General features: G+C 54.3%; 26 protein-coding genes. 5 read left to right on the top strand and 21 right to left on the bottom strand.

Features of this window, described 5'->3' with window-relative positions; genetic code table 11:
- Positions 1–147: 147 nt before the first annotated feature.
- The 7 genes from KNP81_RS06630 to KNP81_RS06600 all read right to left on the bottom strand — a co-directional run bounded on the left by KNP81_RS06630 (position 148) and on the right by KNP81_RS06600 (position 7,299).
- Positions 148–837, bottom strand: coding sequence for a glycerophosphodiester phosphodiesterase (locus tag KNP81_RS06630; RefSeq protein ID WP_214719380.1), 690 nt, complete (start codon positions 835–837; stop codon positions 148–150).
- Position 838: 1 nt separating this feature from the next.
- Complete coding sequence (locus KNP81_RS06625; RefSeq protein WP_214719378.1) at positions 839–2,149, bottom strand: ABC transporter substrate-binding protein; 1,311 nt, start codon at positions 2,147–2,149, stop codon at positions 839–841.
- Between the two features lie 15 nt (positions 2,150–2,164).
- Positions 2,165–2,974, bottom strand: coding sequence for a carbohydrate ABC transporter permease (locus tag KNP81_RS06620; RefSeq protein ID WP_214719377.1), 810 nt, complete (start codon positions 2,972–2,974; stop codon positions 2,165–2,167).
- Positions 2,971–3,876, bottom strand: a complete 906-nt coding sequence (locus tag KNP81_RS06615; RefSeq protein WP_214719375.1) for a carbohydrate ABC transporter permease — start codon at positions 3,874–3,876, stop codon at positions 2,971–2,973. Before KNP81_RS06615 ends, KNP81_RS06620 begins: the two co-directional genes overlap by 4 nt.
- Positions 3,873–4,964 carry an ABC transporter ATP-binding protein gene (locus KNP81_RS06610; RefSeq protein WP_214719374.1) on the bottom strand — a complete coding sequence of 364 codons (1,092 nt, stop codon included), beginning with the start codon at positions 4,962–4,964 and terminating at the stop codon, positions 3,873–3,875. The genes KNP81_RS06615 and KNP81_RS06610 overlap by 4 nt, the downstream gene beginning before the upstream one ends.
- A complete protein-coding gene (locus tag KNP81_RS06605) occupies positions 4,961–5,557 on the bottom strand; it encodes a glycerol-3-phosphate responsive antiterminator (RefSeq protein ID WP_214719373.1) in 597 nt (198 codons plus the stop codon). The genes KNP81_RS06610 and KNP81_RS06605 overlap by 4 nt, the downstream gene beginning before the upstream one ends.
- Positions 5,558–5,811: 254 nt before the next feature.
- On the bottom strand, positions 5,812–7,299 hold the full coding sequence (locus KNP81_RS06600; protein WP_214719371.1) for a cryptochrome/photolyase family protein: 1,488 nt from the start codon (positions 7,297–7,299) through the stop codon (positions 5,812–5,814).
- Positions 7,300–7,373: 74 nt separating this feature from the next.
- Between KNP81_RS06600 and KNP81_RS06595 the strand changes: the two genes are divergently transcribed.
- Complete coding sequence (locus KNP81_RS06595) at positions 7,374–8,000, top strand: class I SAM-dependent methyltransferase (RefSeq protein WP_214719370.1); 627 nt, start codon at positions 7,374–7,376, stop codon at positions 7,998–8,000.
- Positions 8,001–8,002: 2 nt separating this feature from the next.
- Here the strand turns inward: KNP81_RS06595 and KNP81_RS06590 are convergent, their stop codons facing one another.
- Positions 8,003–8,281 carry a hypothetical protein gene (locus KNP81_RS06590; protein WP_214719369.1) on the bottom strand — a complete coding sequence of 93 codons (279 nt, stop codon included), beginning with the start codon at positions 8,279–8,281 and terminating at the stop codon, positions 8,003–8,005.
- A 76-nt stretch (positions 8,282–8,357) separates the two neighbouring features.
- Between KNP81_RS06590 and KNP81_RS06585 the strand changes: the two genes are divergently transcribed.
- A complete protein-coding gene (locus KNP81_RS06585) occupies positions 8,358–8,828 on the top strand; it encodes a GNAT family N-acetyltransferase (protein WP_214719368.1) in 471 nt (156 codons plus the stop codon).
- 17 nt (positions 8,829–8,845) lie between these two features.
- On the opposite strand, the gene KNP81_RS06580 is transcribed toward KNP81_RS06585, so the two are convergent.
- From KNP81_RS06580 to KNP81_RS06560, 5 genes are all read right to left on the bottom strand, one after another.
- Complete coding sequence (locus KNP81_RS06580) at positions 8,846–9,895, bottom strand: C45 family autoproteolytic acyltransferase/hydrolase (protein ID WP_214719366.1); 1,050 nt, start codon at positions 9,893–9,895, stop codon at positions 8,846–8,848.
- Positions 9,896–9,958: 63 nt separating this feature from the next.
- Entirely contained in the window at positions 9,959–11,698 is a 1,740-nt protein-coding gene (locus KNP81_RS06575; protein WP_214719365.1) for a methyl-accepting chemotaxis protein, read from the bottom strand.
- 97 nt (positions 11,699–11,795) lie between these two features.
- The gene (locus KNP81_RS06570) at positions 11,796–12,245 is read right to left on the bottom strand and encodes a hypothetical protein (RefSeq protein ID WP_214719364.1); all 450 of its coding nucleotides are present in this window, start codon (positions 12,243–12,245) and stop codon (positions 11,796–11,798) included.
- Positions 12,246–12,257: 12 nt separating this feature from the next.
- The gene (gene fabZ, locus KNP81_RS06565) at positions 12,258–12,680 is read right to left on the bottom strand and encodes a 3-hydroxyacyl-ACP dehydratase FabZ (RefSeq protein WP_214719363.1); all 423 of its coding nucleotides are present in this window, start codon (positions 12,678–12,680) and stop codon (positions 12,258–12,260) included.
- Positions 12,681–12,693: 13 nt separating this feature from the next.
- Complete coding sequence (locus KNP81_RS06560; RefSeq protein ID WP_029594701.1) at positions 12,694–12,945, bottom strand: DNA-directed RNA polymerase subunit beta; 252 nt, start codon at positions 12,943–12,945, stop codon at positions 12,694–12,696.
- Between the two features lie 205 nt (positions 12,946–13,150).
- Between KNP81_RS06560 and mscL the strand changes: the two genes are divergently transcribed.
- The gene (mscL, locus tag KNP81_RS06555; RefSeq protein WP_214719362.1) at positions 13,151–13,528 is read left to right on the top strand and encodes a large-conductance mechanosensitive channel protein MscL; all 378 of its coding nucleotides are present in this window, start codon (positions 13,151–13,153) and stop codon (positions 13,526–13,528) included.
- 27 nt (positions 13,529–13,555) lie between these two features.
- Here mscL and KNP81_RS06550 read toward each other — a convergent pair whose 3' ends face one another.
- The 4 genes from KNP81_RS06550 to KNP81_RS06535 form a co-directional block, all read right to left on the bottom strand.
- Complete coding sequence (locus tag KNP81_RS06550) at positions 13,556–14,653, bottom strand: glycerate kinase family protein (protein ID WP_251130286.1); 1,098 nt, start codon at positions 14,651–14,653, stop codon at positions 13,556–13,558.
- Positions 14,654–14,719: 66 nt separating this feature from the next.
- Positions 14,720–15,499 (bottom strand): flagellar hook-basal body protein, encoded by a 780-nt coding sequence (locus KNP81_RS06545; protein WP_214719361.1) that lies wholly within the window; start codon positions 15,497–15,499, stop codon positions 14,720–14,722.
- 11 nt (positions 15,500–15,510) lie between these two features.
- Entirely contained in the window at positions 15,511–16,284 is a 774-nt protein-coding gene (locus KNP81_RS06540) for a flagellar hook-basal body protein (protein WP_021066151.1), read from the bottom strand.
- 118 nt (positions 16,285–16,402) lie between these two features.
- Complete coding sequence (locus tag KNP81_RS06535) at positions 16,403–18,334, bottom strand: sensor histidine kinase (protein ID WP_214719360.1); 1,932 nt, start codon at positions 18,332–18,334, stop codon at positions 16,403–16,405.
- Positions 18,335–18,515: 181 nt separating this feature from the next.
- Here KNP81_RS06535 and KNP81_RS06530 point away from each other — a divergent pair, with 181 nt between their 5' ends.
- Both KNP81_RS06530 and KNP81_RS06525 read left to right on the top strand, forming a co-directional pair.
- A complete protein-coding gene (locus tag KNP81_RS06530; protein ID WP_214719358.1) occupies positions 18,516–20,327 on the top strand; it encodes a sensor histidine kinase in 1,812 nt (603 codons plus the stop codon).
- A complete protein-coding gene (locus KNP81_RS06525) occupies positions 20,308–21,087 on the top strand; it encodes a response regulator (protein WP_214719355.1) in 780 nt (259 codons plus the stop codon). The genes KNP81_RS06530 and KNP81_RS06525 overlap by 20 nt, the downstream gene beginning before the upstream one ends.
- A 35-nt stretch (positions 21,088–21,122) precedes the next feature.
- On the opposite strand, the gene KNP81_RS06520 is transcribed toward KNP81_RS06525, so the two are convergent.
- The 4 genes from KNP81_RS06520 to mreB form a co-directional block, all read right to left on the bottom strand.
- Positions 21,123–21,431, bottom strand: coding sequence for an SDR family oxidoreductase (locus tag KNP81_RS06520; RefSeq protein ID WP_353048079.1), 309 nt, complete (start codon positions 21,429–21,431; stop codon positions 21,123–21,125).
- Positions 21,432–21,466: 35 nt separating this feature from the next.
- Positions 21,467–21,886, bottom strand: a complete 420-nt coding sequence (locus tag KNP81_RS06515) for an SDR family NAD(P)-dependent oxidoreductase (protein WP_214719352.1) — start codon at positions 21,884–21,886, stop codon at positions 21,467–21,469.
- On the bottom strand, positions 21,887–22,321 hold the full coding sequence (locus KNP81_RS06510; RefSeq protein ID WP_214719351.1) for a DUF4275 family protein: 435 nt from the start codon (positions 22,319–22,321) through the stop codon (positions 21,887–21,889).
- Positions 22,322–22,423: 102 nt separating this feature from the next.
- Entirely contained in the window at positions 22,424–23,410 is a 987-nt protein-coding gene (gene mreB / locus KNP81_RS06505) for a rod shape-determining protein (protein ID WP_021066145.1), read from the bottom strand.

Here is a 23,410-nt window from a genome sequence, read left to right as displayed (position 1 = left end):
GAATAGGTTCATTATAGCGATTCATGCGCACACGAAAAACCCCGAGTGAGGCACTTTTTTCAAGTGTCCATCATTCGGGGTTCAGTTCACACGTCGCGCCAGCTGGCCTCTTTCTTACATATCGATTGAGTTATATCCAGCCTCACTTCAATGACGCAACCTCGATTGGAACCGCTCGACCTCGTCCGTCATGATGGCGTCGACACCAGTCATGTCCGGCAACTCGCTCGGATTGTTGATTGTGTAGAGGCGAAGCAACCGATTCTGTTCGCGAATCGTCGCCGCGTCCCTCGTCCCGATAAACTTCGGTTGGGCATGGACCGCCTCGGCTCCGACCCGTTCGACGAGCTCAATCAAGTGCGGATGACCGTCCCCAGTTAAGACGGCGATTCGCGCCTCGCGGGCGACGTCCCGCAACCGGACGAGCGTGTCCGGGTTGAACGAGGAGAAGACGACACGCTGCTCGAGCTTGAACTCGGTGACGGCGAGCCACGTCAAATACTCGATTCCTTCATAATCAAATTGATCTGTCTTCAGCTCGATATTGAGCGTGACGTCGGACGGTTCAATCAAGACGAGTACTTCCTCGAGCGTCGGGATCCGTTCCCCGCTCTCCGTCCGGAGCAAGCGAAGCTGTCGAAGCGTCATATCTTTGACGAAGCCGCTGCCGTTCGTTGTCCGGTCGACTGTCTCGTCATGGATAACGACGAGGCGTCCGTCGCGCGTCAATTGGACATCGAGCTCAATGCCGTCGACGTGAGGTAACGCCGCCTTGAACGCACTGATCGTGTTCTCCGGATACTTGGCGCTATAGCCGCGATGTGCGTAAATCAACATATCATTGCCCCAAGGTGGAAGTCGTCTCATCGGCCGCACGCTTCAACGCGTCCTTGACCGAAACACCTTGATACAGGCTCTCCATGGCATTGACGACGCTTTGGCGGGACTGCGGGAACGTCGAGATGAGTGCGCCTTGTGTCGCCGGTGAAGCTTTCGTCTCGCTCAATTGATCGACTGTCACTTTCAATTGCGGATACTCAGCCCACATCTCTTTGACGACCGGCTCGTCATATGCTTCCGGGTTGATGGCGAAGTAGCCCGTCTCGACGTGCCACTTGGCCTGTGCTTCTTTCGATGCCGCAAACTTCATGAACTCCCATGCACCCTGTTTCGTCTCATCAGCGATGCCGTCACCCATCCAGAGTGAGGCTCCGCCAATGATGACACCTTCCCGATCAGCTTCGTTCGGGACCGGTAAGTATGACGCCCCGACCTCGAAGTCGGCGTTGTCCGCGACGGTGCGAATGCCGGCCGACGAGTCGAGATACATGGCAACTTTCCCTGATTGGAAAGCGGCACGCATGTCGTCCCAGTTTTGACCGACGTTCATAAACGTCTTCTCGTCATACATCTCTTTAATCAAGTTGAAGGCGTTCTGCCCCTCTTCCCCATCGAAGACAGCTTTCGTCGGTGCCCCGCTACGGCCATTGTCATTGTCGACATAGAGCCCGCCTTGCGCGGCGACGAGTTGCTCGAAGAACCAACCGTAGTTGAGCATCGTGAAGCCGGTCTGCCCGTCGGTCGTCAGTGCCTTCGCAGCTTGCTTCAGTTCGTCATACGTGCGCGGCGCTTTCTCTGGGTCGAGACCCGCTTTTTCAAACGCGTCTTTGTTGTAGATGAGCACCGGTGTCGAAGAGTTGAACGGCATCGAATACTGCTTGCCGTCGACTTGGTAATAGCTCAAGATGTTCTCTTCCCAGACGCCCGTATCGAAGTCCTCTTTGTCGATGAACTCCTGAACCGGCGTGATTTTGTTCGAGTCAATCATATATTTCGTGCCGACCTCGAACGTCTGCATGATGGCCGGTGCGTCCGGTGACCCTGCGACGGCGTTGAACTTCGTGAGCGCCTCTTCATACGTGCCTTGGAACACCGGTTTCACTTCATAGTCGTCCTGTGACTCGTTGAAAGCGTCGACTTGGTTGTTGAGTGCGGTCTCTAAGTCCCCGCTCATCGCGTGCCAAAACACGACTTCTGTCTTCCCATCCGTCGTCGTGGTCGCCGCTGCCTCTTCCGCTTCTTGACTGCCACATGCCCCGAGCAATAACACCGAACTGGCCAACCCTGCGAATAATGCTTTCTTTTTCATGAACGTTTCCCCCTATTATTTGATCGCACCTTGCGTCAAGCCTTCCTGTAACTGCTTTTGTCCTGCGAATAACAGCATCAGCGTCGGGATGATGATCAAGATGACCGCCGCCATGACGACACCCCAATCCGAGGCGACCTCGTTCGACTGCATCTGCTTAATCCCGATTTGCACCGTGCGGGCCTGCTCCGTGTTTGTCACGAGGAGCGGCCATAAGTACATGTTCCATGTCGTCAAAAAGCTGTATACCGACAGGGTGACGAGCGGCGTCTTCGACACCGGCAAGACGACGTTCCAAAAGAAGCGGAAGCGGCTGATGCCGGCGATTTGTGACGCCTCATACATCTCGTATGGAATCGTCTTGAACTGTTGCCGGAGCAAAAACGTCCCGAACGCGAGCGCGAAGAACGGCACCGACAGCCCCCAAACCGAGTTGAGCCAACCGAGCGACTGGATTGTCAAGAAGTTCGGTACCATCGTCGCTTCCCAAGGCACCATCATCGTCGCGAGGAAGAGCATGAAGATGAGCCCTTTCCCTTTGAAATCGATGAAGACGAACGCGAAGGCGGCAAGACTCGATAAGACGACTTGGCCAACCATGACGATGAGTGCGACGACGAGACTGTTCCATAAATACGTTATGAGCGGGATGCGCTCGAACGCAGCGACATAGTTGTCGAACGTGACGTCACGCGGGATGAGGTTTCCTTTTAACACCTCACTCCCGTCCATCAGACTGATTGAGAACGCGTAGGCGATCGGGAACAGCATGACGACGGCGCTCAAGACGAGGAGCGTATACGTGACTACTTTCCGGAGTGTCATTGGTAATGCACCTTCCTTTCGACGAGCTTGAACTGGAGCCACGTCAATGTCAGGACCGCGAGGAACAAGAGCACGGCCTGCGCACTCGCCCCGCCGACGTTATAGTTGATGAACGCATCTTTGTAAATGGCGTAGACGATGACGTTCGTCGAGTTCGTCGGCCCGCCTTTCGTGAGTAAATCAATCTGCCCGAACGTCTGGAACGCGTTGATGAGCGAGATGATGCCGACGAAGAAGAGCGTCGGAGACAGCATCGGAATCGTGATGGCCCGAAGCTGGGTCCAATATCCTGTCCCGGCGATGTCCGCACTCTCGTAAAGCGTCCGGTCGATGTTTTGTAGGCCGCCGAGGAGAATCAAGAACGTGAATCCGATGTTCATCCAGACGGTTGCGAGCGACACCGACAGGAGCGCGTACTGCGGGTCGAGGAGCCACTGCACCCCGCTTGCCCCGACCGCTTCCAAGAAACGATTGAAGATGCCGATCGACGGGTTGTACATAAACATCCAGATGACCGACGAGGCAGCGACGCTCATCCCCATCGTCGCCGAGAACGCCGTCCGGAAGATGCCGATGCCGCGTAACTTCTCATTGGCGAGCAGCGCGAGTCCGAGCGCGATGACGATTGTGAGCGGCACGGTCAACAGGACGAAGCCGACCGTCGCCTGAATGCTCTGCCAAAACGAGGCGCTCGTGAACAGTTTGGCGTAATGCTCGCCCCCGACATAACTGAGCGGCGTTCCTTGTGTATCCGTTTGAAAGAAACTCAAGTAAATCGTCCGGAACAGCGGATAGACGAGGAAAATCCCGAATAGCGCGATCGACGGGGATAAGTAGAGTAGCCCGCTCGTCGCGTCCGATAATCGAGTCCGGACGCGTTGTCTCGGAAGGGCAACCGTCATTGGAACACCTCCAACGCCTCGAACAGTTTCGGTTGCCGCGGTTCAATACGATTGCCGTTCGTATCAAACAAAGATATCTGTTTCGGGTCGACGTGACAGGCGATTTTCTCCCCGATCGACAGCGGCCATTGTCCCGGCCATTTGGCGAGCCATTCGACGCCGCCCATATCGAAGGCGAGAATCGTCTCCGTGCCGAGCACCTCGACGTTCTTCAGCTCGGCATAGAACGTGACATCCTCTTGCGCAGGCGTGATTTGTTCCGGGCGGATACCGAGCGTCGCCGTGTCTTCTCGCGTCAGCGTGTTCGGATGGAACAGGCGTCCGTCCGAGGCGGCCCAACCGTTGTCCGTCCGTTGTACCGGTGTGAGATTCATCGGCGGTGACCCGATGAACGAGGCGACGAACGTATTCGCCGGCTTATTGTACAAATCGAGCGGTTGACCGACTTGTTGGACTTCACCATCGTTCAACAGCATCATCCGGTCGGCCATCGTCATCGCCTCGACTTGGTCATGGGTGACGTAAATCATCGTCAGCTTGAGCTTCCGTTGCAGCTGTCGGATCTCCGAGCGCATTTTGGCCCGAAGTTTCGCGTCCAAGTTCGAGAGCGGCTCGTCCATGAGGCAGATCGGTGACTCGGTCACGATGGCTCGGGCCAAGGCGACACGCTGGCGCTGTCCGCCTGAGAGCTCGCGCGGCTTCCGCATCAAATAGTCGGTCAGTCCGAGCGCCTCGGCCGCCGCTAGGCATCGTTCGCGTTGCTCGAGCTTCGTCAGTCCTTTCGTATGTAAGCCGAACGTGATGTTCTTCTCGACGGTCATATGCGGATAGAGCGCATAGTTTTGGAACACCATCGACAGCTGTCGTTCGCTCGGTTTCAAGTCGTTCGCGGCGACGCCGTCGATGCGGAGCGTCCCGCTTGTGATGGACTCAAGCCCGGCGATCATTCGCAACATCGTGCTCTTGCCGCAGCCCGACGGTCCGACGAGGGCGAAGAATTCACCGGCCTCGATGGTGACGTCGATACCGCGGATGACTTCTGTCTCGTCATATGCTTTTTTGATGTTCTGCAGTTGAATCGATTTCATATGATTTCCTCCTTCATTCCTTGCGACGCCCAGAGCCGCTCGTCCCCGGTCGAGACGGCGAACGCCCCATGAGACAGTGCTTCATGCACGTGAATCGGCTTCCGGATCATCCCGCCCGTCACGATCGGCAGCGAGACGTGTTCGGCGACATGTTCGATGACGCTCGGGATCAGGCCCGGCATCAATTCGAGCGCGTCCGGCTGTTGGTCTTTCGCCATCTTGATGCCTGACGAGATGGCGTCCGAGTCGACGAGAAACAGACGCTGCACCGTCATCAGTCCGGCCCGTTTGGCATGTTGGATGACAGATGCCTTCGTCGTCACAATCCCATCGGCCCCGACCCGTTTTGCCAAATAGTCGATGCCGTCCCGGTCGAGGCTGATGCCGTTGATGCGTTCGGCGTGCAGGAACACGGTCCGATTCTCCTGTTTCAAATGGGCGACGTAGCGGTCGAGTGTGCTGAGCGTCCCCATCATGAGGAACGTCGTCGTCACGTCCGATTGCAGGAACTTCTCGAGTTGTTTCGGTGATTTGATGGATGCGATCATCTTCTCTTGTCCGATCGTGCGCAGCGCTTCATTCACTTGAATCATCCTTCCCTAGAAAAAAGGACCAACAGAAACATGACGTCACGGACGTATGGGCTTCTGTTGGTCTCTCGAATGTTCTACCAGTTGCTATTCACTTGGCATGTGGGGTCTCACAAGTCATATCGTACCGGATGAATGTAAAGCGGTCGTGAAGGACGTGCAAAAGTTTGTGAAGACGACGTAAAAAAAACGACTCATCATGAGTCGGTTTTGTAAATTCATTCGACGATACAAGCTCATCCTTCAGGCGCCTCCGTTTATAAAGAGTCAGTCTGGGCGAGCGTCTGTCTCGCCTTCGCCAAAATGTCGGCTTTGACGGCATCATCGCGGCCTTGCCAGTTGCGAACCATCATCTTCATGCGCTGGTTCTTCGCGAACCGCTCCTCGTGCTTGTCGATGAAGTTCCAATAGAGCGCGTTGAACGGACAGGCATATTCTTCCGTCGTGTGTTTTGGGTTGTACATGCAGCCTTTGCAGTAGTCGCTCATCTTGTCGATATACTTGCCCGAGGCGATATACGGCTTCGTCGCCAACTTCCCGCCGTCGGCATGGAGCGCCATCCCGAGCACGTTCGGCAACACGACCCAATCGTAGGCGTCGATATACATCTCGTTGAACCAGTCGCTCGTCTGCTGCGGTGACACCTCGAACAGCGTCGCGAAGTTCCCGAGCACCATGAGCCGCTGGATATGATGGTTGTGTGAACGCTCGATGACCGGCTTTACGCTCTGATGGACGCAGTGCATGTCTGTCTCGGCGTCCCAGAAGTAATGCGGCAAGTCGCGCTTATGCTTGAACGTGTTGACCGACTCGTACCCCGGCATCGATGCCACATAGACGGCGCGCATATACTCTCGCCAACCGAGGATTTGACGGACGAACCCTTCGACCGAGGCGAGCGGTGCGTCCGACTCCACCGCCGCTTGGACGACCTCATCCGGAGTCAGCAGTCCGACGTTGATGGCTGCGGACAACAGGCTGTGTGACATCTCTTGATTGTCCGACAACATCGCGTCTTGATACGGACCGAACGTCTCGAGTCGCTCCTCAACGAACCGTTTCAATGCCCGTCGTGCCTCACTGCGCGTCACCGGCCAAACGAACGGCGTGATGTCCCCCGGATGGTCAGCGAAATCACGATTCACTTTTTCGATGACGTCTTTTGTGATCGCGTCTGGTCGGAAATGAATTGGTGCTGGGAATGTCAGCCCGTCTTTCGGTGGCTGGCGGTTGTCCGCATCGAACGACCATTTTCCACCGCGCGGTTTCCCATCCTCGAGCAATATCTCAAACCGCTTCCGCATTTGGCGATAGAACCTGTTCATCCGCCATGGCCCGCTGCCGAGCGTGTCGACCGCTTCCTGTTTCGTTAAATAGAAGAGTGGTACGTCCGAATGTTCGACGAGCTTGTGTTTTTGACCGAACTGTTTCAGTTTTTTCTCCATCGCGGCGTCGGTGACGGCCGTGTAATGGATTTCTTCCGGTTCATATCGTGTGAAGTGGTCGTCCCATGAGCCCTGGAACGAGTCAGCCTCGTGATAGTCGACCGTATAGCCTTTGTCGCGCAACTCCTCGGCGAAATGACGCATCGCCGAGAAGATGAGGACGAGCTTCTGTTTATGGTACGGCCGCCACATCGCCCGGGATGTCGCCTCGATCATCACGATGACATCATCCTCCTCGATGTGTCTGACTAGCTCAAGCTCGTGTGACAACTGATTGCCGAAAATCCAAAAGGAACGCATCGATTCAACTCCCCTCTTAAAATGGTTATGCTACACTCAATTTACAACTGCTTCATTCAGAAAGGAATGGTTTGATGCGCTTCACACGTCTTCAAACATGGATTGACAGTCAATACGAGAACCCACGCGGTATCGTCGGGACATACATCGGCGAGAAGATGGTGCGTCAACACCGGGTCGAAGTCGATTGGACGATTGAGCAACTTCTGATTCAACCTGACAATCGCGTGCTCGACCTCGGTTGTGGGGCCGGCGACGCGTTGGCACAAATGCTACGTCGCTATGCTCATGTGCATGTGACCGGACTCGACCGTTCCCCGACGATCGTCCGCTCGGCGTTGAAACGAAATCGAGCAGACGTACATTCCGGACGAGCCGAAGTCGTCGAGGGCGATCTCGGGACGCTCCCGTTTCCGGACGCACAATTCGACCGCGTCTTCAGCATCCATACGATTTACTTTTGGGAAGACGTACCCGCGGTGCTTGCCGCCATCGACCGTATCCTCAAACCAGGCGGGTCATTCGTCATCACGTACTGTGATGGGAAAGGTGGCGTGAACTGGGACGGTATCACGGCAATCGTGCGTGAACAGTTGATTCCTGCTGCTTCTGTGCTCGGGTTCATTGATGTCCATGAACGCCGAGGACCTGACTCGCGAGATTATCATACGGTCGCCGTGACGGGACAAAAGCCAGTCTAACGTCATCCCCGGCTCTTCCGTGTCACGGCTACCCCGCCAAATCCGCTGATGATGGCGATATAGAACCCTAAATCATAGAACCAGCCAGTGTTGTTCACCTCATAGACGCGATACGTGTCATTGAACAATCCTAAAATGAGTGACACCGGGGCAATCCAGCCGTGCCAGACGCCCCAAAAGAATCCGGCCGGGTCGGTCGTGTACGTCCCGTCGCCCGGCACACAGCCGCCGAGGACGACAATCAAACTGAACATGATGGCTAATAATCCGATTCGTTTCATCTGAATCCCTCCTGCTATGAGTATTCCCGCTTTTACGGAAAACAGTGCCGTTCAACACGCTGAAGGAGCTGAGGACATGACGATTTATAGGATTCAACGAATTCACGATTTAGAGGAACTTGACTTGACTCAATTGCTTTTAGCTAGTCGTCAGGAAGGCTTTCGCATGCTCGACCGGTTGATCGATGACTTTCGAAATGGACACAACGGGTTCAATCACCCCGGCGAGTGTCTACTTGGTGTGTTTGACACCTCTGGTAATCTAGTCGGCATCGGAGGATTGAATCAAGATCCATATTCTCTGGGACTTCCGCTCGGTCGATTGAGACGATTTTATATTTTGCCGGCTTGTCGCAGACAAGGTATCGGGAGACGTCTCGCGAACGCATTGTTGCTCGAAGCGAAGCGAACCTTCCTCACCGTCGTTCTCCGGACCTATACGATACAAGGGGCACAGTTCTATGAATCGCTTGGCTTCACCCCATACGATACCTCGACTACAAGTCACATAATCCGCTTCAACGAAACAAGCAGCGACTCGTCATGAGCCGCTGCCTGTTTGTGTTATCGCCATAGTTGAACCGTGTTCGCAAACTCGATATCGGTCGCGATTTCCCCATCGAGGGCATGCAAATCGAAATCCTTACCGTCGAGCCACTCCTGAAAATCGAAGATGACCGGGTCGCGGTCGCCACCGAGGGCGAACCACGTCTCGAGCGTCTCCGGGAAATAGGCGGCCGTGTGAATCGTGCCGGCCCAGCTCTTATACAGCTCGGAGAAGACACCCTTGTCCGAGTCGTTCATGAGTCGGAACGCGCTCTCGGCGTCTTGGACGATATGTTGATACATTTTGATCTCCATCATCCGACGTGTCGAGTCGTCGAGATGGTAGCGGTTCTCGTGCTGCAGGAGCTCGAAGTGGTTCGTGCAGATGTTGGATTCACGGACACGGATGTCGCGCGGTGTCGCTTCGATGACGCGCGTCTTCGACGACTTGTCGTGGACGACATACGTGAACGAGCCCCGATGTGGAATCTCTCTTAATAAATCGACCGCCTCTTCGACCGTCGCGCACGTCTCGAGGATCATCCGCCCGATCATCTGGCAGACGAAACCATCCCCGGGACGACGACGGTTGATAAAGTTATAGCCCATGGCGAGCCCTTTCTCGTTCATTCCGTCCATTCGGCCCGTGACTCGTGAGACGGGACCGATGACGGCGTAACCCTCGTCCGGCTGGAACACGTTGTAGCGCCCATCGTACGTCATCGGGTGATAGTCATAGTTGCGGACGAGGAAGTTGTCCCCCGTCAAAATCGAACAGCCGCTGACCGGGTTATTGACCCGGAAATGACCGAAGTGAAGGAGCGTGTCGGCGAGCGTCAATTCGAGCTCATCCTGCAGGCCGAGCAGTTCTTCCCAAATCTTCGGAGCGAACCGGTCGAACGCCTGCTTCGCCTCGCGCTCGTCAATCTCAAAGCGCGGGACGCGGAGCTTCCACTGGTCGGTCCGGTTCTCGAGCAGTTTGCTGCGCTTGATGTATTGTCCTTGAAAGCGGCCAAAGTCATAGTGACTGCCGCGGAATTGTGTGAGTTCACTTGAGACGCGTTGCATGAAAAAACCTCCCTTGCGCCTAGTATAACGGACGCAACGGAGGTATGTCTGACTTGAGACTGTTTACAACTTGAACTGTCGGCTCATGCGTTGCATGTCCTCGGCCGTGTGCGACAAATCTTTAACGAGCCGGTTCATCGTCTCGCTCGTCGCCGACATCTGTTCGGTCGAGGCGGCCACTTCCTCGTTACCAGCCGTACTCTCTTCAGAAATCGACGCGATGTCAGAAAGACCACGTTTGATGTCGTCTTGGTTCGTCTTGACGCGTCCGAGCTGCCCTTGCATCGAGTTCGTCAGGCGCTGCATCTCCCGCACACTCTGTTCAATCTCATTGAAGGCGCGCTTCGTCTCCTCGAGCGTCCGCTTGCCGTCCTCGGCAGCGTGCATGCTGTCCGTGAACGTCTCGCCGAGCGCGATCGAGTTTCGTTTGACGCTGCCAACGATTTCCGAAATCTCACTGACCGACCGCGCAACGCTGTCGGATAACTTGCGAATCTCAGAAGCGACGACGGCGAAGCCTTTTCCATGCTCCCCGGCACGAGCCGCCTCGATGGCCGCGTTCAAGGCGAGCAAGTTCGTCTGCTCAGAGATTTGACGGATCATCGTGACGAGCGCCGTCACTTCGTCCGCCTGTTGCTCGAAGTCCTTCACCTGGCCTTGCGACTCGCGCACTTGCAGATGGATGTTCGTCATCTTGCCGACGGCATCCTCCATCAGTTCGAGCCCTTCTGCCGTCACACGACTGACGACTTCCGCTTGTTCGCTCACGCCGTTCCCGTCGTGCGCCGTCTGGTCGACGAGTCCCGAGAACTCATTCATATGTCCGTACAGTTTCATCGTGAGCACGCTCTGATTCTCGACACCGCCCGCGATTTCTTCCATCGTGAACGCGATTTGACGCGAGGCATCGTTCACTTCTTCCGAGATGCTCGCCACGTTGCCGCTCTCGTCACGCACCGTCTGGGCGGACGTTTGTAATCCGGAGATCAAGTCGCGGAGCATTTTCGTCATCTGATCCATCGAGGCGGTGAGCCGCTTGATTTCGTCATTCGCCTTCAACTGGATGTTGTCCATCTCACGAGCCGCCGTCGCCAAGTCCCCGCTCGCGATATGGGTCGCGACACGCTCGAGCTCCCGGAGCGGACGAAGTTTCCAGCCAAGGTAGCGCCAGATGATGACTGAGGCGACCCCGAGCAAGACGACGAGTCCGATAAGAATCGGCGGCAAACTCTCTTGCAACACGTCTTCCGTCACCGCGGCGACGTCACTCGCCCCTTTATCGATGCCGAGGACACCGATGACGTCCCCGCCTTGTTTGATTGGAACGAGTACCGTCATATAGTCCCCGTACTCTTGGTCCTCGACAATCGGTGTCGTGACGGCCCCACCGTCGAACGCCGCTTTCGCATCTTCGAACGACGTCGCCGTCGTCGGCGTGCCAATCTCAACCGCATCGGCCGCGCTCATGCCATCGACGATGATTTGAAGCTCTTCGCCGTCAGCTGCGAGCGTATAGACGTACATCGCCCCGATTTGCGTCCGATATGTGTCGAGCTGTTCCCGAAACTGCTCGAACCGTTCATCTTTGGTCGGATTTTGCATAAAGGCCGCATACGCCTCCGCATCAATCGCCTCGCTGATGCGGGCCCCGTCCTCCAATAGAACGGCTTGCATCGAACTCTGTACCGTGTGCTTTGTGCTAACATATTGCAACACGCCGAACGTGACGATGAGCAGCGTGATGAACGCCAACATCATCGCCAAAATTCGCGTCTGCAGTAACTGTGGTTTATTTCGTTTCATGTGATTCCCTCCATTCGTCCTTACTGTGTGTATCGGACGATTCCCGAAAAAACTGCACAAAAAAACGGATGATTTTCGACAAAAATCATCCGTTCGTTCATTCATTTGTCGAATCTACAACCTCGAGCGGCATCGACACCTCAGCCTCGCCCTCTTCTCCGACATGGAAGAGAGGCAGCGTCTCGGTGACGAATAGGTCGGGGTTCAAATCCGCTTGATAGACGTACGTGCGCACATCCCCTTCGCGTTCCGCGACGAGTTCACCGAACGGAATCGGGACACGCGTGCCGTCGACTTCATAACTAATGATCGTCGTCGGATCGAGGCGACGGTCTTCGAGCATCCGAATCGTGAACAACATCGTTGAGCTGTTCGTCCGCTCGAGCGAGACTGCAATCGATTCTGATTGACCGGCTCGCTTGTCGATCATCGCATCATCGACGTCCTGTTCGAACACGACGTTCTCCTCGACCGGATCATCTTGCACTTGTTGGCAACCGACGATGGTCGCCAATCCGAGAATCAAGGCAATCACCAATACGCGCATCTCGTTCTCTCCTCACTTCAAGGCGAAAGTGAGTTCCGCTTCACAAGCAACTTCTCCATCGACTGTCGCCACGGCGCGTCCTTTACCGATTGGTCCGCGCACTTTCAAGATTTCGACCTCGAGGCGCAATTGATCGCCTGGGACGACTTGACGTTTGAAGCGACATCCGTCGATGCCTGCGAAGAACGCGAGCTTGCCGCGGTTCGACTCTTGCTTGAGCATCGCGAACGCGCCGACTTGCGCGAGCGCTTCGACGATCAAGACGCCAGGCATGACGTTATAGTCCGGGAAATGTCCGTTGAAGAATTCCTCATTCGCCGTCACATTCTTTAACCCAACGGCCCGCTTGCCTTCATTGACCTCGAGAATTCGGTCGATGAGCAAGAACGGGTACCGATGCGGGATCACTTCTTTAATCTGTTCAATCGTGTACATGGTTCCACCACCCTTATGATGTTAGCCAAAAATCGGTGATATGGCGCCACGTGTCGATGTTGAACACGTCCTTCCACTCGCCTCCGCCAATCACGCTGTACCCGATGATGGCCCCAATCGCAAGCATCACGAAAGCCAACAGCAGGACAACGATGACGCGTAACAAGATCGGGAAACGTCGATGGTTCGATAATCGCTTCCGCTCCGTCCGCTCTTTGGACTCGGTCTGTTCCGAGCCGTTCTGTTCTTCGTTCGCCACGTCCATACATCCTTTCAGCTGAATTAATCATAACATATTAGTACCTGGTAATAAAACAATTGCATGAGTTCTATATAAGTGTAACGTATCTACTATCGGTCGAACAAGCGCCCGGCCTAGGACACGAACGACGCTTCTGTGAAAATACTGCCCACTCCCACCTATGCTGTGCTACCATAAGAGTATTCATCGTTTAGGAGGTATTATTTCTATGTGGAAAGAATTCAAAGAGTTTGCGATTAAAGGCAATGTGATTGACCTGGCCGTCGCCTTCATCCTCGGGGCTGCCTTCACGGCCATCGTCACGTCGCTTGTCAATGACATCTTCATGCCGTTCCTCGGCATCCTCATCGGCGGCATCGACTTCTCGACGCTCGCGGTATCGGTGCTCGGCGTGAACGTGACGTACGGCAACTTCCTGCAAGAAATCGTCAAGTTCTTCCTCATCGCCTTCGCGTTGTTCATGATGGTCAAAGTATTGAACCGTCTGAAGCGAGAAAAAGCGGTCGAAGAGACACCGGAGCCGGAATTGTCGCGTGAAGAACAGCTCCTTTCGGAGATTCGTGACCTATTAAAAGAACGTTCGTGACCAAAAGACGCCTGAACCGAAGTTGGTTCAGGCGTCTTTGTCGATTAACCGGAACGCTCGGCTGACGGCGTCCGTCAAGAGCGGCGCCGCTTGCTGCATCGACTCTTCGAGCGTCATCACCCGGCAAACGATTGGGAACACGGCTTCGATGCCGACGTCCGGAACGGCAATCAGTTCCGATTGTCCCGCGAAGACGAGCGTCGGGACCCCGTGTGCATATGCGATTCGGGCCAATCCATAAGGTGCTTTTCCGTGGAGCGATTGCTCATCGAACCGGCCTTCCCCGGTGATCAACCAGTCGGCCATTTGCAACGTTTCCTCTAGTTTCGACCACCGTACTACCTCGTCAATCCCGCTCCCATATACGGCTCCGAGCTGATAGAGCGCGAAGCCGATCCCGCCGGCCGCGCCCGCCCCCGGTTGTCCCGTCACATCACGCTCGAAGCAACGGGCATACGCGGCGAGCTGTTCGTCATAACGGTCGACGTCCGTTAGCGCCAATCCTTTCTGCGGACCGAATACGGCGGCCGCCCCAGATAGACCGAGTAACGGATTCGTCACATCCGAGGCCATCCGCCACTCGACATGACGCGCTTCCGGTAGGAGTCCGGTCCAATCGACTTGCGCGACGCGCTCGAGTTGATGCGGGAACGAATCAATGACATGCCCTGTCTCATCAAGAAAGCGGACGCCGAGCGCCTCGAGCAAGCCTTTCCCTCCATCGACGGTCGCGCTCCCGCCGAGACCGACCGTGATGCGTGTCGCCCCGTGCCCGAGTGCATCTTTAATCTGCAGTCCAGTCCCATAAGAACTGTAGCGCCACGGGTCGAGCACGTCGATGAGAGTAAGACCGGACGCCTCAGCGACTTCAATCACTGCCTCGCGCGTTCGTTCCGACCAGCCATACCGGGCTTGCCGCACCGTCCCGTCAAGCGACATCACGTCTTGCGTGACCACCTCGGCATGCGGGTGCGTCAAGAACCATGCATTCAAAAAACCTTCCCCGCCGTCTGAGATTGGTACCTCGACGACGTCATGCCCAGCGAGCGCTGCACGCACCGCCCGATTGGCTTCCACGCTCGTGAGTGACCCTTTGAACGAATCCATTGCCACGACAATCCGCATGTCCATCCCTCCTCCTATTTTTAGTGTAACGCAAAAACCGCCCTTCCGAAGAAGAACGGTAAGTGATTACCGAAGTGACGTGACGAGTCCCATCATCTGGTCACTCATCGACAACGCTCGTGAATTCATCTGATACGCGCGTTGCGTGATCGTCATGTCGGTCATCTCTTTCGTCAAATCGACGTTCGATGACTCGAGCGTCCCTTCAATCAACAGATTGCCGAGCGGGCGATCGATGTCCGCCGCCAAGTCGGCCGCATAGACGTTGTCACCGAGAGGTCGTAGCGCCGATGTGTTACGTACCTCAACGATGTCGAGACGACCAAACTCTTGCTCGACGCCGTTCACGCTGGCGACGACCATCCCATCTTGACGGACACGGTGCGCCGTCGCTTCGTTCGGCATGACGATCGGGTTCCCGTCCGCACCAAGAAGGGCGTTACCGTTCACGTCGACGAGCGTCGTCGTGTCGCCGACCGAGAGCTGCATGTTCCCACTCCGGGTCAATCCGACACCGTTTTCCGTCTCGATGGCGAAGAACTGACGGCTCGCTTTCAAGAACACGTCAAGGGCCCGGTCGGTCTTTCGGATTTGGCCGATATTGAACTGTTGGCTAATATCGGCGACGTGGCCGCCGACACCGATGCGAATCCCGTTCGGCGTATCGCGTCCGATTTCGAGCTCGGCGCGCGGTTGATTGTCATACGCCTGCGACAAGAGCGAGGCGAAGTGGGTTTGTTCCCGCTTATAGCCAGCCGTGTCGACGTTGGCTATATTGTGACCGGTCACATCGAGCTGGCGTTGAAGCTGCGTGAGCGACGAGACCGAGTTATAAATCGATTGCATAAGCTTCCTCCTTAACGAATCCGAGCGATTTCAATGGCCCGCTCGGCACTCTTGTCATACGCTTGGACAACTTTTTGGTTCGCCTCGAACTGACGGTACGTCGTCATCAAGTCGGCCATCGTCCGATCGAGATCGACGTTCGCCTCTTCAATGAATCCTTGTTGGAACTGAACATTCGCAGCAGGCGGGGCGTCTCCGTTGACCCGATAGTCGTTCCCGACTTGCTCGAGTGTAGCCAAGTCATCGATTTGGACGGCACCGAGCGTCGCCACATTCTGCCCGAGTGACGTGATTTGTCCGTCACCTGACAACGTGAACTCACTTGACGGCAATTGAATCCGTTCGCCGGCGTCCGAGAGGATATACCCGCCATCTGCTGAACGCAAGAAGCGTTCTTCATCGACCGCGAAGCGCCCGTTCGTCGTATAGAGCGTCTCACCGTTCTGTTCGACTGCGAACATGGCCGCACCCGTCGCGTCAGCCGGTACCTTCATATATACGTCGGTCGGGCTGCCCGTCTCGGAGATGCTTCCCGTCGAGAAACGCGGCATCGTCTCTTGTAGATATACGCCCGTCGACAACGTGCCGACTTCGCCTTGCACGCGTGAGCGCGCATTCCCAGGGTGGCTCACTTGGGCAAGCAACATTTCTGGGAACGAGCGGACGACGCCGTTTGATGCTTTGAATCCAGGGGTCCGGACGTTACCGAGGTTATTGCTCAAAATCTCTTGTTGACGCTGGAGCGCGTTCATCGCGCCCGCCGCCGTATATAATCCGCGTAGCATGCTTCGTCTTCCTTTCGTCGTTCAAAGTCTTCACTTTCTATATCGTACCAAAGGAACGTTTCATTCACCGTTTTTTGAAAAAAACTAAAAAAACCACTTCGCAATGAAGTGGTTTTCGTCAATCGACAATCGGGAGTTCGACCGTCATGGTCGTCCCATTCCCCAGTTCCGAACTGACGCTGATTGTACCGCCGTGCGATTCGATGATTTCCTTACAGATTGCAAGCCCAAGGCCGGTGCCTCCAATATTGCGACTCTGCTCGTTCTGCACACGGTAGAACTTCTCAAACAGCTGTTCGGCATCTGCGGGTGCTACACCCATGCCTTCGTCTTCGATGGCGATCCGGATGACATCGTCATCACACGAGACGTTAACGGCGATATTACCGCCGTCGGGTGAATATTTAATGGCGTTATTCAAGATGTTCGAGAACACTTGACGTAGTTGCGCCGGGTCTCCGGAAATGCGAATCGTTTCATCACAATCGAAATGGAACGCATGCAATTCGGTTGAGCCGGCATGAATTTCAAGAACATCAGACAATAGTTCAAACAAATTCTCGACTTTGAAGTCTTGTTCCGTTTTACCGGCTTCCATCTTCTGAACATCCAGTAAGTTACTGACGAGCCGCTCGAGCCGGGTCGTCTCACTGTGAATCATGCTCAAGTAGCGTTTTCGCTTCTCTTCATCGACATGCCGATGTTCAAGCAATTCAGTAAATCCAAGAATGGATGTGAGCGGGGTCCGAAGTTCGTGAGAGACCGTCGCGACGAGTTCCGTCTTCAAGCGGTCGATCTCGATTTCTTTCGTAATATCCCGCGACACAAACATCACACCGAAACGTTCGTCCTGCATTTCAATCGGTTCGGCGTACATCCGTACGGTACGTGTTCCCCCTTGCATCGAGTACGTAAACGTTTCGTCGAAGATTCCGAGCCGTTTGGCCCGGTCGGTGAAGCGGTTCAATCCTTCTTGATTGTCGATTTGCTCCATGAACGGTGCATAGAAGGCATCAATCGGATAGAGGCTCTGACGGTCGCCGAACGGGAATGGTTGGTCATACAGTTCGAACAGCGCCTCGTTCCCGAAGCGTTGGTTCGTCTCGAGCTCGACAAAGACGATGGCGTCCCGCATAGTGTGTACCATCTGCGCGGTTTTCTCGCGCTCACGCTCGAGTTCATCGTGTTGTCGAATCAATGACGTCGACATTTCGGAAAAAGACTTGGACAATTGTCCGACCTCGTTTTTCAACGGTTGAATCGGGATGAGCGTCGCATGCGGGTCGACCGCCAGTCGTTCACTGTTCGTGATGAGCGATTGAAGTTGATTCGTCAAACGCACGATGTACGGCTGCAGGCTGACGAAGAGGATGAACAATGCACCGAGCAAGATGAGCAACCACATCCATTGAGCTTTGGCGAGCTGTTCCGACAGTTCCTCCCGAAGACCCGTCTCTTGGAAGTCAAGGTCGGCCCGGTAGTCGGTGAATACCGATTCCATATCGACGATGCTCGCACTCATATCGGCCGCACTCTTCGTATTCAGTTTGAAGCGGGTCTGGGTCGAGCCCGCATTTTTCGGCATAAGTTGTCCGACGGTCGCCATCTGTAAGAATGGCTCATCGATTTCTCCGTTCGCCTTGGCGATGACGTACCGTTCAAGACCCGGCATGACGCGTGACGTATAAATGCTGAACAGAAGGCGCGCATCTTCTGCGAACGTCGTCTCTTCCTTGCTCGCAGCGTTTTCTTCAAACCAGCTCGTCTGGTCGTCAATCCGTTCTTGCGCTCGTCTCACTTCCGCAAGCAAGGCGTCCTCCCCGAGCAACACGTGACCGCGCATCTCATATTGCATCGACTGCCATGTCTCGAACAAGTCGGTCGCCCGTGATCGTTGTTCACTGATACGTTCAAGTTCGACCGTCGTGTCTCGGATTGCCTGCTGGGTATAAAAATATGTGCCGAGTGACGTCAACGTGATTAAGGCGATTAATACATAAAACACGGTGAGGACTTGGCGGCTAATTCGTTGTTCAATCCAGCGTTTCATATATAGCCTTCTTTCATATTGATGATTAATCGGATTGGGTAGTTTCGTATGTTCGGCTATTCAAAAAAGTCAGTTTCGTGTACGATAAGAAAACATTGGTCACTTCTAAAAGTGAACGACTAGTGTCAGTATATCGTCCGTTTCTCACAAGAAACTCACAAATCACGAAGGGAATATGCAGATGACCCCTAAATCGATTGGGCTGGTCGTATTGATGATTGTCTTTGCACTCGCAGGCGGGCTCGCCTTGACACGAGGACAAACCATCGACGACGCAGTCACCGTCACACAAGGAACGGCCGATTTGACCGATTCCCGCGTGACCGAACACATCATGCGTCTGGATGGGACATGGCGCTTCCAATCGAGCTTTCTCGATCAAGTAGACCGTGAATCCTATCGAAGCGTTCCGCATATGACGCCACACAAAACGGCGACCTATGAGGCTGACATTAGCCTACCTCCGGGACAATATGCACTACGCGTCCCGCGCAACCACCCACATGTCAATCTCCTCATTGATGGAAAAAACGTCTCGCCCGTCTACGCATCGACAGTTGAAGACCCTCGGCATGCTTACCTCGTTCTCCTGGATACGCATACCCCGACGTTTCGTTTGACGATTCAAACAGCCGAGACGGAGGAGCTCGCAACTGGCGTTTCCGACAGTTTGCTCATCGGACCGACGAGCAATATGATGACGTACCATAATAAATATTTCAGTTATGAGTTTGTCATCGTCCTCATCTCGCTACTTATTTTCTCGTTCTATGCGATCGTTTGGCTATTTCATCGCAAAGAAGCGCTTTATTTGTATGGAGCCGCTTTCTTTTTCCTTGTCAGTATTTCACTGTTGATGAGCGATCAAATGATTGTCTTCGAACTTATCCCACTGATGACTTATGTCTTGGCCCATAAATTGAATTTGATTACAGCGCTCTTAAGTGTTGCCATGCTCATTAACTTTGCGCTTCAGCTCGAACGCGTTCCATTCCGTCACTTTTTGAAGTATGTGGCGTATCCATTTTATGCACTTAGCCTGATTGCCTTGGTGCTACCTTACACTGCACATACTATGTTTGATCAATTTGCATGGTTTTACGTTCTGTTCATCACGTTCTTTTGGACCGGTCTGAATATCAACTGGTTGTTCGAGCGGAAAGATAACGGCTATCCGTTTGAATTTTTAGTGTTCACGGTGGCACTCATTATCGGGTACATCGGGCAGTTGTTAAACGCCTTGATTGATCACCCGAATCAGGAACTGTATACGAGTGTCATGTCACTCATTTATTTCTTGCTCATGTTCACGTTACTTCCGATTCACTTGTCGACCGATAAGCGACAAAAACGGGAAGTTCAAACATTCGCCAATCAAAGTGAAATCTCATTTTTCAACGCCCAAATCAAACCACACTTCTTATATAACACGTTCGGGAACGTCATTGCGCTCTGTTATACAGCACCGATTGAAGCAGCACGGTTACTCAGTCACTTGAGCACATACGTCCGCTTCATCTTTGAGAACGGCCGCACTGAGAATGACATCTCACTTGGTCAAGAACTTGAGGTTATCGATTCGTACTTAATGATCGAGCAAACTCGTTTCAATGACGCCTTCACCATCACGAAGGATATCGATGAATCTGTGCTCAACGCTTCAATCCCACCGCTGTTATTGCAACCGCTCGTCGAGAACGCGGTTCAACACGGGTTGATGAAGCAAGAAGGTGTGAAACGGCTCATGTTATCGGTCCAGGAATCGGATGATTCAATCGATATCCGGATTGCCGACAACGGCATCGGTTTCGATCCAACACCGCATTTGAAACAATCAAATGGAATCGGTATCCCGAATGTCAGAAATCGGATCGGTTTCTTGCCAGGTGCCACGTTTAAATTAAATTCTGAGCCTGGGGTCGGTACGCATGTGCATATTCGACTTCCAAAACGAGAAAGGATGAATTCGCAACATGCGCACGATTTTGATTGAAGATGAACACCATATTTTGAGGATGATGGAACGCCTCATCCAAGCCGAACCGAACTTAAAATGGATGGGCTCGTTCCACGATCCGTTCCAAGCGCTTGATTTTTTAGCAAACCAGGAAGTCGACCTCGTGTTTCTCGATATCGAGATGCCACAGATGAGCGGCCTTGATTTCGCCAAACGTTTACCCGAAACAACGCAAGTCGTCTTTACGACGGCACACAGCCAATATGCGGTCGAAGCGTTCAACTTACAAGCGACACACTACCTGCTTAAACCAATCACCGAACAGATGATTCACGACCTGATCCCGCGCGTCTCGAAGCGATACGCGGAGACACTATCGACCGATCATCACCGGACGTGTACGATTCAATGTCTTGACCACTTCTCAGTCAAGACACAAGACGGCGACCTCGTCAAATGGCCGACGCAAAAAACCGAGGAACTGTTCGCCTACTTGATTTTCCACCGCGATAAAGTCGTCAACAAATGGCTCATTGCCGAGACGCTTTATCCAGATATCGACGAGCCGCAGCGGGCGCTCCATAACGTCTATAACCTTGTCTATCGGTTGAAAAAGACGCTCGCCGAGTATGATTTGAGCATCACGGTTCAGACGATTAACAACGGTTACTCGCTCCATTTGGATGACGCCTGTCTTTGCGATTACCATGACTGGTTAGATGCAAAAGAAAAGCCGTTCCCGCAAACAGATTTGTCCACTCGACTCTTTGTCGACAAAGATTATACATGGCATTAAAAAGAGCTTCTCCCAATTCAAGGGAGAAGCTCTTTTCAGCGTCCGACGAAGCCACCGTCGACGTGAAGATGTTGGCCGTTGACCCACGCCCCGTCCGGCCCCATGAGAAAAGCGATATAGCGGGCCGTGTCCTCAGGTGTCCCGACGCGTCCATACGGGAACAGCGGTACGAGTTGTTCGCGGAGCACGTCATCAATCCAACCCGAATCGGTCGGGCCCGGGTCAAGCGCGTTCACGGAGATTCCATACTGACCTGCCCCGTTAGCGAGCGCCGGCGTGATCGCGATCACAACATGCCTTTCGTGGCGATATAGGCCAAATTGGACGCATCCGCCCCACCGGATACCATGAACAGAATTCGTCCGTCCGTATGCCCAGCCTATTTGTATCGCTCGATGAATGCAAACGTCAGACCGAGCGTCCCTTCGTTATTGACGAGATAATGCCGGCGGAGTGTCTCGGTCGTGAACGTATCGACGCCCACGTGCCGCTCATACGTCGCGTTGTTGATGAGGCGGCTTGGAGTACCGAGCGCCGCTTCGACGCGGTTGAGCAACCCTTCTACGTCTCCAGACGATAAGTCGTACGACTCATGGGCCACGCGAGCCCCCAATGCCCGTAATTCGTCGACGAAGCCGTCGATGAAGTCCGGTTCCGCTCCGACACCTTCCGTGCCGTCAAACGGGCTCCAGTGCGTGATATACAAGTCATGACCTGACGTAGCGAGTTTTCGCGCGATGGCCGCCCCAATGCCTTGCGTCCGGCTGACGCCGGTAATGAGTGTGAGTGGTCGTGTCATTTAATGATCCCCTTTAGTCCCAAATTTGGTGAGAAAATATGGTCCCCAGTCCGCTTCGTGCGGGATGACATACGTCCACGTGTAAGCTGGGTCTACGATATAGACATCCGCATAGTCCATTGTTTCAACAATCAAGTCTCTCCTAGTGAGTGGTTTTGCTTGCGTCAAATCGAGCTCGAGCACATCGTTCGAGTGTTGAAAAAAGAGTATCGCTTTCCACTTCCTGACCCGTTCGAACGCGCGATCAGCGGCTGTTCTGACGAGACAGCCGTCAGTCCCTGCCACGATATCCTCCCATAGATGAGGAGAAAGTCGTGTCGGCTGTTCAGGTCGTATGAAGTGCGTCAACCATTTTTGACGCGCTTCTTGGCCTCGGTCTTCAATCTCTGTGACCTCGACTCCTTTTGCCGTCAATCGCTCAATCAATGGATTCATCTACAACCCTCCCTCCCTTATTTTATCCATTTACAGGAAAATCGGACAGTGTTGAACGCAAAAAAGGTACGACGCCTATTGACGTCGTACCTTTAGATGATCTTACTTCAAACGATCCAAGTGCTCGAGCATGATGCCCGTGCCGTGCGCGACGCTGAGCGTCGGCTCTTCGGCGATCATGACCGGCAACCCGACACGCTCGGCGACGAGCTGGTCGATCCCGTGGAGGAGCGAGCCGCCACCTGTCATGATGATGCCGCGGTCGATGATATCGGCCGCAAGTTCCGGAGGCGTCTGTTCGAGCACGCGCTTCGTTGCTTCGACGATCTCATTTGCCGATTCGGCCATCGCTTCACGGAGTTCTTCCGACGTGATGGTTACCGTACGCGGAAGCCCACGCACCATGTCACGACCTCGGATATCCATCGTCTCGTTACGGCCGCCTGGGAAGACCGTCGCAATCTCTTTCTTGATTTGCTCGGCCGTCCGCTCACCGATGACGAGCTTATGCTTGTCTTTGATGGCGCGGAGGATGTCCGTATCGAACCGGTCCCCGGCGATTTTAATCGTTTCGCCGCAGACGATATCGCCCATCGAGAGGATGGCAACGTCTGTCGTTCCGCCACCGATGTCGACGATCATATGACCGACCGGCTTCCAGATGTCCATGCCCGAACCGACGGCTGCCGCTTTCGGTTCTACGGCGAGGAAGACCTCTTTTGCGCCGGCCTTCTCGGCCGCCTCACGGATGGCTTTCGCTTCGACCGGTGTCACGTTCGCCGGCGTACAGATGAGCATGCGGATGCCGCCAAAGAAACCGCGGACTTGAATCTTCTCGACGAAGTGACGAAGCATCTCTTCGGTTGTCGCGAAGTCGGCGATGACGCCGTCACGGAGTGGACGGATGGCGACGATGTCACCAGGTGTACGTCCGACCATCTGATACGCTTCTGTCCCGACAGCGAGTACTTTCCCTGTCGAACGTTTAATGGCAACGACCGATGGCTCGTCGAGGACGATGCCTCGACCTTTGACGTGGATGACGACGTTTGCTGTTCCTAAATCAATCCCGATATCTTTTGAAAACAT

The sequence above is a fragment of the Exiguobacterium sp. s149 genome, from assembly GCF_018618395.1.
Classification (GTDB): Bacteria; Bacillota; Bacilli; order Exiguobacteriales; family Exiguobacteriaceae; genus Exiguobacterium; species Exiguobacterium chiriqhucha.
Note: the sequence above shows the minus strand (reverse complement) of the source record. Positions and strands in the feature narration are given on the sequence as shown.